Consider the following 15,644-nt stretch of genomic DNA (forward strand, 5'->3'; position numbering starts at 1 on the left):
ACATCCGCCTCGGGCATTGACTAATCTTGAGACTTTTTTGATGCGTACAACAGTTCCATTGAAGGTATGCCCAGGACAGACATCCTGACGACAGCACTCTTCCCGCTCGCAAGTCGCCTTACAACAGATATATAGTCGTCTATGCAGACCCTTAAGTCTGCGTCAATTTTTGAGAATACAGAGGACTCGGTGCAGAATGAAAATGATTTTTGCCATCCTTGCACCTTCTTAGAAATTAGATCTAGAGATGAAATCTGAGAGTATTTTGGATCAAAATCTCCGCCTTTGTCGCAAAATTTTTTGATTTTCCTCTTGGATTCAGAAATTATTTTTCCGACATCTTCTTTGAACTTACGTGCAGATGCACTACTCGGCACGCACCGATTTGGCTGCAAGGTACAACCAAGGAAATCGATGGCGTTGACACACTGACCGCGGGCCGCTTTATCACTGCCCTTTGTCGGAGAGTAAATATCGAACCCCAACTTCCGCAGCCCATCTGCATATAAGTCCTTCGCCCGATCTATCGACTCTTCGGTGCGGGCGATCATGAGGATGTCGTCCACATACCTCACACAGATAACATCAAGTTCGTTCACTCTCTGGTCGAGATCGTAAAGTAGGACATTACCAGCGAATGTTGAGAGAGCAGATCCTTGAGCCACGCCAATCCCGCCAGCCGGAAATAATGACTTAAATTTCCCAAGCTCATTTTCATTATCAAGCTCAACGATTAATGACCGCTCGAACAGTCTCGTTAAATTTTCGTCTTTCGTATTATTAAGGACAAAATCCGTCACGATAGGCGTTGGTATTTTTGTGAAAAATGACTTTATATCACTTCTATAGTAGTACTTCGCCCCATCCGACATCCCGTCAAGAATTGTTTCGATTGCGCGCTTAACACCGCCGTAGGGAGCGACAAGCCCGCCAACCCCAAACTTGGACCTATTGACGTCGTTAATTTTTCCCAGACGCATATCTTCGCTAAGAATTAGCTTGGAGTTTGCTTTTTTTGGATCTTCACGTTTCGTGGGCTGCAATATTTGAAGAATTGCACGTTGCACAATTCGATTCTTCAAAGTGCCTATGGTGAGAGGCCTTGGATCTTTGCCTAAAGCAATTCTCGCCTTAGCATCCTTCAATACGCCCTTGGCCTTATCAAATTCAAACCTTCCCTCTCGGAGTTGAGAGATGATTCTCCTAAGATGTCGCTGATGATTGTGTTCGAAGTCGGCGGCGATGCCGTTCATCTCTTTGTTACTTGAGCGCAGAGCGCTGGCCTTCACATGCCGCCAAGCCGAGAAAATATTCTGCTCGGATTTTACTTCATCAAATAGGGACGGCATAAATTCTCCGCTCGGGCCCCCGTACATACGCTCCCGACCGTTGACTGGCATTCACCCACTGCGCACGGCAGAGCCGCGACGACAGACACCTTGGCAGCAATTGCAACCTTGGCGTGGTCACTCTGGCGCGTCATCTGCATGGACAGGTCCAGCTTCACGAACATCGCCATCGCAACCATGGACGCTACGGCAACGGATAAGCTCCGCTGGCCGGAAGCCCGCTTGACGCGAGCCCGTTTCGGGCAGTTAGACCGCATTGTTTCACCTTCCACCTTAACAGGTTTTTGGCAATGTCAAGCGGCTTCACCCAGGGCCGGCCCAACCGCCACAAATGGCTATCCGCTGTTTGGGGACCACCGGAAGGCGGCGTATTCACAGCTTCAATACCAACGGTCAGGCCAACCTCTCCCACTGCGCACGGCAGAGCCGCGACGACAGACACCTTGGCAGCAATTGCAACCTTGGCGTGGTCACTCTGGCGCGTCATCTGCATGGACAGGTCCAGCTTCACGAACATCGCCATCGCAACCCAGGAATCACATTATCGTACAGCTAGAGCTTGCATTCAAGGGGCGTTCACCAACCAACCATAGGCCGATAGCACTCGATGTGAGTTACAATTTTTCCTAGGTCTATCTTCCCATACGCCCCAACCCCTGCTATAGTCCCTCTCACCTCGCACCAAGGAGGGGCGCGTCCGGAGCGGCCTGACGGGTGGTGTGGGGCAGCGGGTGTCCGACGCGGCGGGGATTAACGCCTCCCGCCGCGCGAGAAAGGAGGCCGAAGGGGAAGGCGCACCGATCCGGGCCTGGTTCGTCCGGTGCTGATGGGAGAACCGATCACCCACGCGGCGCATCCTCCAAGCCACAAATCCCCGCGCGGGAGCGGACGTCATCCGGTTCCCCCACGACACTTAACACCCTGGCATGCCGCCGCATGCCGGCCGCTCCCGCCTCCCTCCACCCCTGCCCCATGGCGGGGTTATGGGCGCTGGGGCCCTCCCCGCCCCGCAAGCGCCTTTTGCATCCCCGCACGGGACGCGGCGGTCGCCCCGTGGCATCATCGCCTGATCTTCTCGCCCCGGCCGGCGCCGCGTGGCCCGCCCCCAAGAGAGGCGTCCAAGAGAAGGGAACGCCCAAGAGAAGGGAACGCCCAGATGAAAAGGGAACGCCCATGAGCTGGATGCCTTCCGTCGACCCCATCGCGGGCGATGCCCCAAGCTGCGATGCCCTCGACCTCGTCATCGTGCCCCGGGTGCGGGATCTGGGCGACGGCTTCTCCGTCCGCCGCGCTCTGCCCCACGGCAAGCGGCAGATGGTCGGCCCCTTCATCTTCTTCGACCAGATGGGCCCGGTGCAGTTCGTGGCCGGCCAGGGGCTCGATGTGCGGCCCCATCCCCATATCGGCTTGGCCACCGTCACCTACCTCTTCGACGGCCGGGTGATGCACCGCGACAGCGAGGGCAATGCGCTGGAAATCACCCCCGGCGCCATGAACCTCATGACCGCCGGGCGCGGCATCGCCCATTCCGAGCGCACGCCGGGCGATGCCCGCGCCAAGGCCGGCACCATGTATGGCATCCAGAGCTGGATCGCCCTGCCCGCCGACAAGGAGGAGGTGGACCCCTCCTTCCAGCATTTCTCCGCCGCCGATTTGCCCGTGGTGGCGGACAAGGGCGTCACCGCCCGCGTCATCGCCGGCTCCGCCTTCGGGGTCCGCGCCCCGGTGGGCATGCTCTCCGACTGGCTCTATGCGGAGGTGATGCTGGCGGCGGGCGCCCGCGCCCCGCTCGATCCCGACACGGAGGAGCGCGCCATCTATGTGGTGGAAGGCGAGGTGGAGATTGCCGGCGACGTGTTCGAGGGGCCGAGCCTGCTCATCTTCCGCCCCGGCGATGCCATCACGGTGACCGCCCGCCGGCCGAGCCGGATGATGTTCCTGGGCGGCACGGCGCTGGAAGGCCCGCGGCACCTGTGGTGGAACTTCGTCTCCTCCCGCCGCGAGCGGATCGAGGAAGCGAAAGAGGCCTGGAAGGCCGGCCGCTTCCCGCAGGTGCCGGGAGAAGAGGAGTTCATTCCCCTGCCCGAATAGGGAACAGCTGGAGGGAACAGGTTTGCGCCCCGCGCCGTTGTCCGCAGGACAAGCAGGACGCGCCCCAGATGCGGGTTCGCCCGCATTGAAACCGGGCGCGGGGCGGCGTATCCCCCGGCCTACCGATGATCGGCCCGCCGGCTTGAACGGTCGACGGGCCGGTCGCATTTGAAGGGCGGACGCGCCGTCACGGCGCGTCCTTGGAGGGACGAAGCATGACGACCCCCATAAGCCGCGTCGCCGTCATCGGCGCCGGCACCATCGGCGCCAGCTGGGCCGCCTATTTCCTCGCGCGCGGGCTGGAGGTGACGGTGTCCGACCCGGCGCCCGACGCCAAGGCCGCCACCGGCCGCTTCATCGCGGCGGCCTGGCCGACCCTCCAGGCGCTGGGCGGCGGGGCGGGCATCGATCCGCAGAGCTGGCGGTTCGAGGCGGACCCGGTGAAGGCGGTGGAAGGGGCGGACTTCGTCCAGGAGAACGCCCCCGAGCGCTACGAGGTCAAGAACGCCCTCCTGCCCAAGATCGACGCGGTGCTGCCGCCGGAGGTGGTGATCGCGTCCAGCACGTCCGGCCTGCTGGTGAGCCGCCTCTCCGAAGGCTGCCGCCATCCCGAGCGCGTGGTCATCGGCCATCCCTTCAACCCGCCCCACCTCATCCCGCTGGTGGAAGTGGTCGGCGGCCCCACCGCCAGCCCCGAGGCGGTCGACGCCGCCATGGCCTTCTACAAGGCCATCGGCAAACACCCCATCCTGCTCAACAAGGAAGTGCCCGGCCACGTGGCCAACCGCCTGCAGGCGGCGCTGTGGCGGGAGGCCATCCATCTTGTGGACCAGGGGGTCGCCTCGGTGGCGGACATCGACGCCGCCGTCAGCCAGGGGCCGGGCCTGCGCTGGGCGCTCATGGGCCAGCACATGATCTTCCATCTGGGCGGCGGCCAGGGCGGCCTTGCCCATTTCATGCACCATTTGCTGCCGGCGGTGGAAACCTGGTGGGATGATCTCGGCACGCCGAAGGTGGACGAGGCCCTCCAGCGCAAGCTGGTGGAAGGCGTCATCGCGGAAGCCGACGGCCGCTCCATCGCGGATCTGGCCGCCGAGCGGGACGCTTTGCTGCGCGAGATCCTCGCCTTGCGCGCCCGCCACGCGGACGCCGCCGCCCAGGCGGCCGCGGGCCCCCGTCTCGACGAGGCCCTGGAGGAAACCTTCCCCGCCTCCGATCCGGTCTCCGTCACCCGCGCCAAGCCCACCGAGGACATTACCGGCGCGGCGTAACCTTAAGGCGCGCCGCCCGTTGGCGGCGCGTTTTTTATAGACTGGCGGCAGAGTCTTTTTAGAGGCTGGCGGCGCCTGGAACCCCAAGGATCCGCAACGCCTGCCCCGCCGCCCGCTCGCCGGAGGCAAAGGCGCCGTGGACGGTGCCCCATTGGGTCTCGCTGGCATGCTCTCCGGCAAACAAAAGCTTGCCGGAGACGGTCTCGGTGAAGGCGCGGCGCAGGTTTCCGGCCCCCGGCAAGGCGCAGGAAAAGGCGCCCAGCGCCAGGGGGTCGCGGGTCCAGCGGGTGTGGTGCACCTTGCCCACCTTGGCCGCCACATCCGCCCCGAAGCTGCGGGTGAGCGCCTCCTTCAGGAAGCTGGCGCCGGCCTGGGGCGGGCCGGCGGCCAAGTCGGCGGCGAGCTTGCCGCCCACCTCCAGCATGTGCAGGTCGCTCCCGCCCATGCGGCCGACCAGGGCGAAGGTCCTGGCATCCTGCGCCTTCACATGGACGGTCTCGTCCGGCTGAAGCCGCAGGGGATTGCCGGGCAGCAGGAAGGCGATGTGGTCGTAGGCGCCGAGCGTGATGCGCTCCACCGCCGAGCGATAGCGCGGCGCGAGAGAGGGCGAGATCCGCACCTTGCCGGCCGCGATCAGGCTCGGCGGAATGGCCAGGATCACCGCACGCCCAGTGACCGTGCCGCGCGCCGTGCTCACCTGCGCGAGGCGTCCGCCCAGATCGATGGAGGTGACCGGCGTCTCCAGCCGCACCGCCAAAGGCTGGGCGAGCGCGGCCACCAATGCGCCGACACCGGCACGGCAGAAGACATCGTCCTCCCGCTCATCGGCGCGGGAGAAATCGACGGTGGAGACCTGGTCCAGGTCCTTGGCGCAGGTGAACGGCCCCATGACGAAGGAAGCGCTCGGCCCCCATTCGCCCAGATCCGGCAGCACCCGGGCGGCGGGCAGATCGCGCCCCGCATCGCCGGCCGCCACGATGGCGCGCTCGCCGCGGCGCACGGCGGCGACGAAGTCCTCATAGTCGCCCTCCCTGGCTTCCCGGCCATTCACATAGAGCCGGGCGCCGTGGGGCGCGGGGTAAAGGTCAAGGTTCTGGGCGGTGCCCCATTCCACCAGCGGATTGGCGTTGCCGCCATGCAGCCAATGGGCGCCGAGATCAAAGGGAACGCCAAAGATGGAGGTGTCGGTGACAGCGCGCCCACCCACCCGCTTGCCGGCCTCCAGCAGGGCATAGGTGCGCCCAGCGGCGGCGATGCGGCGGGCGGCGGCAATCCCGGCAACGCCCGCGCCTACGATCACCACATCCACCGCGCCGGAGGACGGCACCTGCCCCAAGGCCCGCGCGGCGCCGAGCGGGGCGAGCGCGAGGGAAGCCGCGCCGGCGAGCACCGCGCGACGGGAAAGATGGGAGGGGGGTAAGCGGCGCATCACGATGGCCGGCACGCTAGCATGAGGCGCGGACCGGCGCGACCGGGCAAGGCGCCGGCCTCACTTGCGCCGCGCGGCGACGAAAACGGCGGTCTCTTTCAGGATCTCCGCCCGCGCACCGAACGGCGCCAGCGCGCCCTTGGCGCTCTCCACCAGATCCACCAGCAGCGCACCCGCCGCCGCGCGCCCCAAGGCCGAGACCACGGTGGCCTTGCCGGCGGCGGCATCCTTGCCGACAGCCTTGCCCACCTCCTCGGCGGAGCCTTCGAGGTCCAGGATGTCGTCGGCGATCTGGAAGGCGGCGCCCAAGGCGCGGCCATACTCGGCCAGCGCGCCGCGCTCCACATCCGTGGCGCCGCCAAGCCGCGCGCCCATCTCCACGGCAGCGGCCAGCAGGGCGCCGGTCTTCATGGCCTGGAGGTCGCGGATGGCGTCGAGCGGCAAGGCGAGCGGCGTGCCGTCCCCGAAGCGGCCTTCGGCGGCCAGATCCAGCATCTGCCCCCCCACCATGCCGCCCATGCCGGACGCCCGCGCCAGCACCTGGACAAGGGCGATGCGCACCGCCGGATCGGGATGGGCATCGGGGCCGGACAGGAGATCGAAGGCGAGGGTGAGAAGCGCATCGCCCGCCAGGATGGCGGTCGCCTCGCCGAACGCCGCATGAACAGTGGGGCGGCCGCGCCGCAGGAGGTCATTGTCCATGGCGGGCAAGTCGTCATGGATCAGGGAATAGCAGTGCACGCACTCGATGGCGGTGGCGGCGGTGACGGAGGATTCAGTGGCGACGCCGAAGAGGGCCGCGGTCTCCATCACCAGGAAGGGACGCAGGCGCTTGCCGCCATCCAGGCTGCCATGGCGCATGGCGGCCATCAGCCGCTCCGGCCGCAGGCGCTCGCCCAGAGCCGGCGCATCGCAGAGCGCCGCGACGAGCCGCGCCTCCACGCGATCGGCCGCTGCCTCCATGGGCGCGGCGAAGGCAGATGCGGGTGCAGAGGGGGCAGCAGCGGTCACGGGGCTCACCGGGCAAGGTTGACGCGCGGTCCGGGGTGCCCCAACCAGACGACGCGGTCAAGGCGGGAACCGAGGCTTCGGCTGAGCCGTTAGACCCGCAAAGAGAGAGGGACGGGCGCCATGAAACTCCTGCGCATGCTCGTGCTGGTGGTCGTGGCGCTGGCGGCGGTGCCGCTTGTGCTCTCCCTTGCCTATGCAGTGATCAATCCCGTCTCGACCCTCATGCTGGGGCGCTGGCTCACCGGCGAGCGGGTGGAGCGGATCTGGACCCCCATCTCGGACATGTCGCCCACTTTGGTGCGCACCGTGGTGGCCTCGGAGGATGCCCGCTATTGCCAGCATTGGGGCGTGGACCCAACCGAGATCCGCGCCGCCATCGACCGCGCGGATGGCGAGGTGGAAGACGCCCGCGGCGCCTCCACCATTCCCATGCAAGTGGCCAAGAACCTCTTCCTGTGGCCGGGCCGCTCCTTCATCCGCAAGGGGATGGAACTGCCGCTCGCGCTGTGGCTGGACCTGGTCCTGACCAAGCGCCGGCTCTTGGAAATCTACCTGAACATCGCCGAATGGGGGCCGGACGGAGAATTCGGCGTGGCGGCCGGCGCGCAGCGGGCCTTCAAGGAGGGGCCGGGCGATCTTGACGCCCGCCAGTCGGCCCTGCTGGCGGTCATGCTGCCCAATCCCCATCGGCGCGATGCCGGACGGCCGGGGCCGGGCGTGCGCCGGCTTGCCGCGCGGCTGGAGACGCGCACCGTGCAGGAGGGGCCGGAGATTGTGGAGTGCCTCGGCCTTGCCCGCTGACCCTTGGGGAAGCCAAGCGCCCTCTCGAAACGCCTTGATCCCGCCCCGAGCGCCGGTCACAAGAAGGCAAGACCGGAAAGGACCCGCATGACCTCCGACGCCGCCACCCGCCGCACCCTCAATCCCGGACTGAAGATCGGCCTGGAACTGGGGCCGCTGGTGCTGTTCTTCGCCGGCAATGCCTATGGCGGCATCTATGTGGCCACGGGCCTGTTCATGGCGGCGACGCTCGCGGCGCTGGCGGCCATGTGGATCCTCGCCCGGCGCATCGCGGTGATGCCGCTCATCTCCGCCGTCGTGGTGATGATCTTCGGCACGCTGACCATCGTCCTGCAGGACGACCACTTCATCAAGCTGAAGCCCACCTTGGTGAATGCCCTGTTCGCGGCAGCCTTGCTGGGAGGCCTCGTCTTCAAGAAGCCGCTGCTGCCCTATGTGTTTGATGGCATGGTGCGTCTCACGGACGAGGGCTGGCGCATCCTCACCATCCGCTGGGGCGTGTTCTTCCTGGTGATGGCGGTGCTGAACGAGATCGTCTGGCGGTCCTTTTCCACCGACACCTGGGTCAGCTTCAAGACCTTCGGCTATCTGCCGCTGACCTTCCTGTTTGCCTTCGCCCAGGCGCCCCTTATGGCGCGCTATGAGCTCAAGGCGCCGGAGGCCGCACCTTCGACGTCGACGCGCTGACGCCGGAGGAGAGCCGCTCCACAAGCGGCATCAGCGTGTCGCGCACGGCCGCCTCGGTCAGCGGACCGACGAATTTGTGGGCGATGGTGCCGTCCGGGGCCAGCACGAAGGTTTCCGGCACGCCATAGACACCCCATTCGATGGCCGCGCGCCCGTTAGGGTCGACGCCAACCGCCGCATAGGGCAGGCCATATTGGCCGAGGAAGCGGCGGGCATTGTCCGGCGCGTCCTTGTAATTGAGCCCCACGAGGCGCAGGCGCGGATCGCGCGACAGGGCCATGAGGATGGGATGCTCCTCCCGGCACGGCGCGCACCAGGACGCCCAGACATTCATCAGCGTCACGCGGCCGGTGAGATCGGCGGGGGTCAGCCCCGGCACCGGCTGGGCGTCCCGCAGCAGGCCTGAAAGGGGGGCAAGCTCCAGCTTCGGCGCGGGGCGGCCCACCAGGGCCGAGGGTATGCGGGAGGGATCGCCCGCATAGAGCCGCACGAAGAACAGTCCGGCCAGCGCGGCAAACACCAGCACCGGCAGCAGCATGAAGATCCGGCGGCGGCCGGGAGACGGTGCGCTCATGCGCCCCTCCGGTCTGAGCGGCGGCGCAGGCCCCGCGCCTCAAGCTCGGCCAAGGCCCGCTTCTGGCCGCGATAGTCCAGCCAGAGCAGGACGGTCAGCACCAGGAGGCCCAGGCCCGCCACACCATAGGCAGCCAGGATGAAGAAGGCATGGCTCATGCGCCGGCGGCCTCCGCGGCGGCCCGCGCTTCCAGCGCCTGCACCCGGCGGCGCAGGATTTCCGTGCGCATGGCCAGGAGATGGAGCGAGATGAACAGGAAGGTGAAGCCCAGCGCGCACACCAGCAGCGGGCGCAGCAGCGAGCCGTCAATGGTCGGCCCGTCCATGCGGAACACCGATGCGGGCTGGTGCAGGGTGTTCCACCAATCCACCGAGAACTTGACGATGGGCACGTTGACGAAGCCCACCAGGGTCAGCACCGCCGCCGCCCGCCCGGCGCGGCTCGGGTCGTCGATGGCCGCGCGCAGGGCCATCAGGCCGAGATAAAGCAGGAACAGCACCAGCACAGAGGTCAGGCGCGCATCCCAGACCCAATAAGTGCCCCACATGGGCCGTCCCCACAGCGCCCCGGTAACGAGGCACAGGAATGTGAAGGTGGCGCCGATGGGCGCCGCCGCCTTGTGGGAGACATCGGCCAGGGGATGGCGCCAGACCAGGATGCCCAGCGCCGAGGCCGCCATCAGCGAATAGCCGAACATGGCGAGCCAGGCGAAGGGCACGTGGATGTACATGATGCGTACCGTCTCGCCCTGCTGGTAGTCAGCCGGGGCGGCGAAGGCCAAGCCAAGGCCGGCCGCCAGGAGCAAAACGGCAAGACCTGCCGTCCAGGGCAGGAGCCGGGCGGACAGGGCCAGGAAGCGGGTGGGGTTTGCCAGATCGAGCAGCGCCATGACCGCCTTCTAGACGACTTCTCGGATCGGGGGGAGTGGGACCATTCCTGAGGTGCGTCCCCTACGGTATGTTTTCACCCCGTGCCACTTTCGTTTAACGTGAGGCTCGATCCTAGAGAGCCGGCGCCCGGCTTCTCCCCTGTCGGAGCCGCGTTTGTCCCGCCGCCTCGTTCCCGCCGTCCTCCTTCTCGTGCTTCTGCTCGGGATCGGCTTGCTCATGGGGCGCGCCGGCTTCGTCGTGCTGAACGTGCCGGAAGCAGTGACAGCCGGCACATTCGAGGCCATGCGGGGGGATCTGCGGCAGATGCGCGCCTTTCTTCAGCGCATGCCGAAGGGCGCGGACCTGCACACGCACCTGTCGGGCGCCGTCTATGCCGAGCGGCTGGTCGCCTGGGCGTCACAGGACGGGCTCTGCCTCAGCCGGCCGGAGCAGGTGCTGCTGCCGCGCCCCTCCGATGCGCGGGACGATGCGCCGTGCGGTGCCGATCCCGGTCTGGTGCCGGTGGCGGAGGCGGTTTCCGGGCCTGGCGGACAGAGGGTGTTCGACCTGCTGGTGGACGCCTATTCCATGCGCGCCTTCGTGCCGACGCCGCAGGTGCCGTCCGGACACGACCAGTTCTTCGCCAGCTTCGGCAAGTTCGGGCCGGCCACTGGCGGGGCCGACACACCCGCGCGGCTCGATCGGGTCGCCGAGATGACCGTGGACCAGCTCCGAATCTATGACGCGGCTTCGGTCCAATATGCCGAGTTCATGTTCACCTTCCTGGAGAGCGCGGAACGGCGCCGCCTCGCGGCGGCCATCGGCACGCAGACCGAGCCAAAGGCCATGCTGGCGGCCCTTCAGCGCGCAGGGCTCAAGGAGTTTGTGCGGCGGCGGGCGGACGAGTTGGAGGGGCTGACCGCCCGGATCGATGCCCTCCTCGGCTGCGCCGGCGCGGCGGACCGGCCCGGCTGCGGCGTGGCCTATCGCTTCATCGCCCAGGTGAACCGCAACTCTCCGCTCGCCGAGGTCTTCGTCCAGACTGCGGTGGCGGCCGCCTTGGTGCGCGCCGCGCCCCGCATCGTGGTCGGGCTCAATTATGTGGGGCCGGAAGACTACCGCACCGCCTTGCACGACTATGGCACCCACATGTCCTATGTGGCGAGCCTTGCCCCGCCCGACGTGCCGGTGGCGATGCATGCGGGCGAATTGTGGCTGGGCCTCGTGCCACCCTCCGACCTCGATTTCCATATCCGCGCGGCGGTGGAGGTGGCGGGCGCACGCCGCATCGGCCACGGCACCGCCATCGGCTTCGAGAGGGACATGCCGGGGCTCCTCGCGGAAATGGCGCGCCGCAAGGTGGCGGTGGAGATCGCGCTGACCTCCTCTGACGTGATCCTGGGCGTGCGGGGCCGGGAACACCCCATCACCACCTATGTGGCCGCGGGGGTTCCAGTGGTGCTGGCCACCGACGATGCGGGTGTCTCGCGCATCGACCTGACCAACGAATATGTGCGCGCGGCCCGCGACCATGGCTTCGACTATCGGGCTCTGAAAAACTTTGCTCGCACGTCCATCCGCTCCGCCTTCCTGCCCGAGGCCGAGAAGGCGGCGCAGATGCAAAAGCTCGACGCCGCCTTCTCCCGTTTCGAGCAGCGCGAGGCCCAGCGCCTCTCCATGGGGGAGCGGGCGCAGGCGCTTCTGGCCGAGATCATCCGCGGCAGCCGGCGCGGTGGCGGCGCGGCCCTTTAGAGCAGGCTCCGCGACGCTCGGCTTGAGCATCTGCGCGCGAAGCGGGAACCGGTGCACGTGAAGGACGTGCATCAAAGCACGGAGGTGGCGCTCAAGCGTCCTCCTGAAGCACCGAAACACTCTAGAAGGGCAGCGCCTGCCCCAGAAGGAGCAGATTGACGAGCGCCAGCAGGATGAGGTTCCAGCGCTTGCCCCGCACGAAAAGAAGGGCGATCAGGGCGGGGATGGACAGGCTGTCCAGCAGGCTGCCTAGGGGATTGTCCAGATCGGGCATGGCATCGAAGACGCCGGTCTGGCTATAGAGCTCCAGGGCGAGCACGGCGCACAGGGTGAACATGTTTACGGCCAGCACGCCACCCGCCACCGTGCGGCGCACCAACATGTAATAGTCGTCAAAGTCGGCCCATTGCTTGGGCTCGGTCGGAAACACCAGGGTGGAAAGGGCGAAGTAGCCGCCGATCAGGACCATCATGGAGATGAGGCTAGGATAGGTACCGGGCAGGAGGGGGCCGAAATGCTGGAAGTTGATCCAGAAGGTCACCTGGTCCAGCACCATCATGGTGCCAAGAAGCGGCACAAGCCAGCCGATGCGCACCGCGCCCGGGCGGACATCCTCGGCCTTCAGCCGGATGCGCACCACCCGGGCGAAGCCCTTGAGCACTTCCGCAATGGCCAGCCCCAGGAGCAGCGTGAACAGCCGCGAGACCACCTCGAATTCGCTCATGGACCCCCATCCCGCCTGACGCAGTCACGCCGCACAGTGTCGCCGCGCAGCACAAAAGCCAAGCCTGCGATGCGCGGCTCCCGCTTACGGCGGCGCGGCGTCCACCACCCGGTTCCGGCCCAGCATCTTGGCCTCGTACATGGCAAGGTCCGCGGCCCGCACCAAGGCATCGGGCGAGGGGTGCGGCGGGTCAGATACCGCGACGCCCACGGACAGCGTGATGGAAATAGGGTGTCTCCCCATGTCCACGCGCATCTTCTCCACGCTGGCGCGCACCCGCTCGGCGACCCGGGCAGCGATCTCCTGCCCGGCGCCGGGCAGGAAAATGGCGAACTCCTCGCCGCCGATGCGGGCGACATAGTCCTCCTGGCGCACCGCATCCTTCAGCACGGCTGCAAGGGCCTTCAGCACCGCGTCGCCTCCCGCATGGCCGAACTGGTCGTTGACGGGCTTGAAGTGATCCACGTCCAGAAACAGGACCGCAACCGGACGCTGTGCGTTGGGCTCGGACATCTCGGCCACCATCAGGTCATGGAAGGCGCGCAGGTTGAGCAGGCCGGTGAGCGGGTCGCGATGGGCGGCGGCGGCGAGCAGGGCGTTCTTCTCCGCAACCAAGTGCAGCGCCTGCATCGCCTGGCGATGGAAGATGCGAAAGAAGAGGCCGGTGAGTCCGAGGGTGACGAGGAAGGACGTCGCTGCCACCGGACTGACCGTCATGGCCCCGGACAGCACCGCGGCGCCGAACACCGCATACGACACCAATAGCGCCAGGAAGGCGGCGCGGTAGCCGAGCACGAACAGGACCGCCCCCAGCGCCGGATAGAAGAGGAGGATCCGGAGCTGGTCCGACGGCATCAGGAACTGGGCTGAGGCGATATAGAGATAGAGGACGACGAAATAGACGATGGCCACCTTGCGGTGCGGCATCCATTGCCGCCGCAGCGTCACCAGCAGGGCGACAGTGACCAACGCGAATCCCAGGCTGTTCAACAGGTGGAGGGGCTCCACCGGCAGCCAGCCGCTCATCCCGCCCAGCAGGAAGGTGCACACCCAGGCGAGGGAAAGCGCGAGCACCGTCGACAGGAAGCTGCGCGAGATCAGATCTTCCTCCGGCAGGAGGGATGCGTCCGCGTCGACGCGAGATGACATCTAGCGCTCCAGCCCCTGAGCCCTTTGCATAAGTCCTTTGTACGGCCGAGGACCTGCTTGGATCAGCTTCTTGTTCCGCATTCTAAGATACGGCCAGAAATGAGGCAGCGGCAGCCAAGTTCGAAGGTTTTATGAAACCGCTAATGACCTTCTATTGCGGCAAGGAGGCAGAAATGCGTTGCGCCGCGTCAAGCAGCACGGGAAGGAAGCGCGTCTTCAGCGTTTCGGCGGAATTGCGACCCACATGGGTGGAGACGTTCAGCGCGGCGAGCACCTCCGAGCGCCGGTTACGGACGGGGACGGCGATGGAGCGCAGGCCCATCTCCAATTCCTGGTCCACCAGGGTCCAGCCCTGGCGGCGGGAGGTTTCCACTGCATCCTTCAGGGCCACCATGTTGGCCACCGTGCGCTCGGTGCGGGGCTCCAGCTTCACCCGGTCATAGAAGACGGCCAGCTCCGCCGGCGGGAGGCCGGCCAGCAAGGTCCGGCCCATGGAGGTGCAGAAGGCCGGCAGGCGGCTGCCGATGGACAGGCCGATGGTCATCACCCGCTCGGTGGGAACGCGCGCCACATAGACGATGTCGAGCCCATCCAGCACCGACAGCGAGCAGGATTCCTGCAACTCGTTCACCACATCCCGCATGATGGGCTGGGCCACCTCCCACATGGGCAGGGAGGACAGATAGGAGAAGCCGAGGTCCAGCACCTTGGGGCGCAGGGAAAAATACTTGCCGTCGGTCTCGGCATAATTCTCCCGCACCAGGGTCAGGAGGAAGCGCCGCGCCGCCGCACGGGAGAGGCCGGTATGCTGGGCCACCTCGCTCAAGGTCATGCGCGGCTTGTAGCGGGTGAAGGTGCGGATCACTTCCAGGCCACGCACGAGGGACTGGATATAGTCCTTGTCCTCGCTTTCCCCGCTCGCCCGCCCGCTCATTCCGCGCCCCCGCCGCCGAGCTGTCCGCCCGCTGCGTCATCATAGCCGTCCTCGGCCGCGCGTGCAGCGGCGAGCGCCGCCATGAGGCGGTCGTCGCGCCAGGCGACGCGGGCGTCCCAGTCCTCCAACGGCAGAAGCGCGCGGCGCTGGGCGGCGGCGCGGGCGACGAGATCCTCGTCCCACTGATCCGGCTGGCCGCGCTCGGCGCCCATCTGCGCGTAGCGCGCGCCCATGCGGCGGGCATGCTCGGCCAGGCCGCCGCGGTAATTGAGGTCGGCGGTCTCGAACGGCCCGATGAGCGACCAGCGCAGGCCGAGGCCGCCGGTCATCACCTGGTCGATGGCGTCCACGTCCGCGATGCCTTCCTTCAGCATCCAATAGGCCTCGCGCAGCACCGCGCCCTGGAGGCGGTTATAGATGAAGCCGTTCACCTCCCGCTTCAGCTCCACCGGCCGCTGGCCAGCACCCGCCATGAGCGCCCGGGTTGCGGAAATGGCGGCGGGCTCGGTCCAGGGGGCGGGAACCAGCTCCACGATGGGCAGCAGATAGACCGGGTTTGCCGGATGGGCGACGAGGCAGCGATGGCGACCCGCAAGGTGGTCCGTGAGTTCGGAAGCGGGGAAGGAGGAGGTGGAGCTGGCGAGCACCGCATCGGCGGGCGCGCGCCGGTCCAGCTCCGCGAACAGGTCGCGCTTGAGGTCGCGCTTCTCCAGCACGCTTTCCTGCACATGGACGGCGCCGGCCAGCGCCGCGTCCAGGTCCGGCGCCACGGTGATGCGCGCCAGCACGGCGGCAGGGGCCTCGTCCAGCAGGCCGTGGGTCCGCAGCCCGTCCAGGCGGCGGGCGATGCCGTCCAAGGCTTGGTTGAGCACATCGGCGCTCACATCGTAGAGCCGGACGCTCGCTCCCGCGCGCGCGAAGACGATGGCCCAGCCGAGCCCCATGCTGCCTGCCCCCACCAGCGCCACCGCGCGCCCCGCCAGATGAGCCATGCCAGCCTCCC

At 66.7% G+C, this 15,644-nt stretch carries 15 protein-coding genes; 5 read left to right on the top strand and 10 right to left on the bottom strand.

What is annotated here, in order from left to right; all coding sequences use genetic code 11:
* Positions 1–20 precede the first annotated feature (20 nt).
* Positions 21–1,349, bottom strand: coding sequence for a reverse transcriptase domain-containing protein (locus J5J86_RS07150; protein WP_209104189.1), 1,329 nt, complete (start codon positions 1,347–1,349; stop codon positions 21–23).
* Positions 1,350–2,522: 1,173 nt separating this feature from the next.
* On the opposite strand from J5J86_RS07150, the gene J5J86_RS07155 reads away from it, so the two are divergent.
* Both J5J86_RS07155 and J5J86_RS07160 read left to right on the top strand, forming a co-directional pair.
* Positions 2,523–3,440: a pirin family protein gene (locus tag J5J86_RS07155; protein ID WP_209104190.1), complete on the top strand. Its 918-nt coding sequence runs from the start codon at positions 2,523–2,525 to the stop codon at positions 3,438–3,440.
* A gap of 215 nt (positions 3,441–3,655) precedes the next feature.
* Complete coding sequence (locus J5J86_RS07160; RefSeq protein ID WP_209104192.1) at positions 3,656–4,711, top strand: FAD-dependent oxidoreductase; 1,056 nt, start codon at positions 3,656–3,658, stop codon at positions 4,709–4,711.
* Positions 4,712–4,769: 58 nt separating this feature from the next.
* Here J5J86_RS07160 and J5J86_RS07165 read toward each other — a convergent pair whose 3' ends face one another.
* On the bottom strand, positions 4,770–6,140 hold the full coding sequence (locus tag J5J86_RS07165) for a flavin monoamine oxidase family protein (protein WP_247658195.1): 1,371 nt from the start codon (positions 6,138–6,140) through the stop codon (positions 4,770–4,772).
* Between the two features lie 60 nt (positions 6,141–6,200).
* Positions 6,201–7,160, bottom strand: coding sequence for a polyprenyl synthetase family protein (locus J5J86_RS07170; RefSeq protein ID WP_446698664.1), 960 nt, complete (start codon positions 7,158–7,160; stop codon positions 6,201–6,203).
* Positions 7,161–7,271: 111 nt separating this feature from the next.
* Here J5J86_RS07170 and J5J86_RS07175 point away from each other — a divergent pair, with 111 nt between their 5' ends.
* Both J5J86_RS07175 and J5J86_RS07180 read left to right on the top strand, forming a co-directional pair.
* Entirely contained in the window at positions 7,272–7,952 is a 681-nt protein-coding gene (locus J5J86_RS07175) for a biosynthetic peptidoglycan transglycosylase (protein WP_209104194.1), read from the top strand.
* A gap of 87 nt (positions 7,953–8,039) precedes the next feature.
* Positions 8,040–8,639: a septation protein A gene (locus J5J86_RS07180; RefSeq protein WP_209104196.1), complete on the top strand. Its 600-nt coding sequence runs from the start codon at positions 8,040–8,042 to the stop codon at positions 8,637–8,639.
* On the opposite strand, the gene J5J86_RS07185 is transcribed toward J5J86_RS07180, so the two are convergent.
* Genes J5J86_RS07185 through J5J86_RS07195 form a run of 3 tightly spaced genes read right to left on the bottom strand, consistent with a single transcriptional unit; the run spans position 8,599 to position 10,102 of the window.
* Positions 8,599–9,213 carry a DsbE family thiol:disulfide interchange protein gene (locus tag J5J86_RS07185; protein ID WP_209104198.1) on the bottom strand — a complete coding sequence of 205 codons (615 nt, stop codon included), beginning with the start codon at positions 9,211–9,213 and terminating at the stop codon, positions 8,599–8,601. The two genes, J5J86_RS07180 and J5J86_RS07185, sit on opposite strands and share 41 nt — an antisense overlap.
* On the bottom strand, positions 9,210–9,371 hold the full coding sequence (gene ccmD / locus J5J86_RS07190) for a heme exporter protein CcmD (protein WP_209104199.1): 162 nt from the start codon (positions 9,369–9,371) through the stop codon (positions 9,210–9,212). The genes J5J86_RS07185 and ccmD overlap by 4 nt, the downstream gene beginning before the upstream one ends.
* Entirely contained in the window at positions 9,368–10,102 is a 735-nt protein-coding gene (locus J5J86_RS07195) for a heme ABC transporter permease (protein WP_209104201.1), read from the bottom strand. Before J5J86_RS07195 ends, ccmD begins: the two co-directional genes overlap by 4 nt.
* A gap of 154 nt (positions 10,103–10,256) precedes the next feature.
* Here J5J86_RS07195 and J5J86_RS07200 point away from each other — a divergent pair, with 154 nt between their 5' ends.
* Entirely contained in the window at positions 10,257–11,834 is a 1,578-nt protein-coding gene (locus J5J86_RS07200) for an adenosine deaminase family protein (RefSeq protein WP_209104203.1), read from the top strand.
* 121 nt (positions 11,835–11,955) lie between these two features.
* Here J5J86_RS07200 and J5J86_RS07205 read toward each other — a convergent pair whose 3' ends face one another.
* The 4 genes from J5J86_RS07205 to J5J86_RS07220 form a co-directional block, all read right to left on the bottom strand.
* A complete protein-coding gene (locus tag J5J86_RS07205) occupies positions 11,956–12,558 on the bottom strand; it encodes a hypothetical protein (RefSeq protein WP_209104205.1) in 603 nt (200 codons plus the stop codon).
* Between the two features lie 84 nt (positions 12,559–12,642).
* Positions 12,643–13,707, bottom strand: a complete 1,065-nt coding sequence (locus J5J86_RS07210) for a GGDEF domain-containing protein (protein WP_209104207.1) — start codon at positions 13,705–13,707, stop codon at positions 12,643–12,645.
* A 151-nt stretch (positions 13,708–13,858) separates the two neighbouring features.
* Positions 13,859–14,641, bottom strand: a complete 783-nt coding sequence (locus J5J86_RS07215) for an IclR family transcriptional regulator domain-containing protein (protein WP_209104209.1) — start codon at positions 14,639–14,641, stop codon at positions 13,859–13,861.
* A complete protein-coding gene (locus tag J5J86_RS07220; RefSeq protein WP_209104211.1) occupies positions 14,638–15,633 on the bottom strand; it encodes a 3-hydroxyacyl-CoA dehydrogenase in 996 nt (331 codons plus the stop codon). The genes J5J86_RS07215 and J5J86_RS07220 overlap by 4 nt, the downstream gene beginning before the upstream one ends.
* Positions 15,634–15,644: the final 11 nt, after the last annotated feature.

The organism is Aquabacter sp. L1I39 (assembly GCF_017742835.1).
Lineage (GTDB): Bacteria > Pseudomonadota > Alphaproteobacteria > Rhizobiales > Xanthobacteraceae > L1I39.

Coding starts and splice junctions, on each gene's coding strand:
- J5J86_RS07195 (WP_209104201.1), bottom strand. CDS start 10,102: ATGGCGCTGCTCGATCTGGCAAACCCCACCCGCTTCCTGGCCCTGTCC.
- J5J86_RS07160 (WP_209104192.1), top strand. CDS start 3,656: ATGACGACCCCCATAAGCCGCGTCGCCGTCATCGGCGCCGGCACCATC.
- J5J86_RS07185 (WP_209104198.1), bottom strand. CDS start 9,213: ATGAGCGCACCGTCTCCCGGCCGCCGCCGGATCTTCATGCTGCTGCCG.
- J5J86_RS07175 (WP_209104194.1), top strand. CDS start 7,272: ATGAAACTCCTGCGCATGCTCGTGCTGGTGGTCGTGGCGCTGGCGGCG.
- J5J86_RS07180 (WP_209104196.1), top strand. CDS start 8,040: ATGACCTCCGACGCCGCCACCCGCCGCACCCTCAATCCCGGACTGAAG.
- J5J86_RS07205 (WP_209104205.1), bottom strand. CDS start 12,558: ATGAGCGAATTCGAGGTGGTCTCGCGGCTGTTCACGCTGCTCCTGGGG.
- ccmD (WP_209104199.1), bottom strand. CDS start 9,371: ATGAGCCATGCCTTCTTCATCCTGGCTGCCTATGGTGTGGCGGGCCTG.
- J5J86_RS07165 (WP_247658195.1), bottom strand. CDS start 6,140: ATGCGCCGCTTACCCCCCTCCCATCTTTCCCGTCGCGCGGTGCTCGCC.
- J5J86_RS07210 (WP_209104207.1), bottom strand. CDS start 13,707: ATGTCATCTCGCGTCGACGCGGACGCATCCCTCCTGCCGGAGGAAGAT.
- J5J86_RS07155 (WP_209104190.1), top strand. CDS start 2,523: ATGAGCTGGATGCCTTCCGTCGACCCCATCGCGGGCGATGCCCCAAGC.
- J5J86_RS07150 (WP_209104189.1), bottom strand. CDS start 1,349: ATGCCGTCCCTATTTGATGAAGTAAAATCCGAGCAGAATATTTTCTCG.
- J5J86_RS07215 (WP_209104209.1), bottom strand. CDS start 14,641: ATGAGCGGGCGGGCGAGCGGGGAAAGCGAGGACAAGGACTATATCCAG.
- J5J86_RS07220 (WP_209104211.1), bottom strand. CDS start 15,633: ATGGCTCATCTGGCGGGGCGCGCGGTGGCGCTGGTGGGGGCAGGCAGC.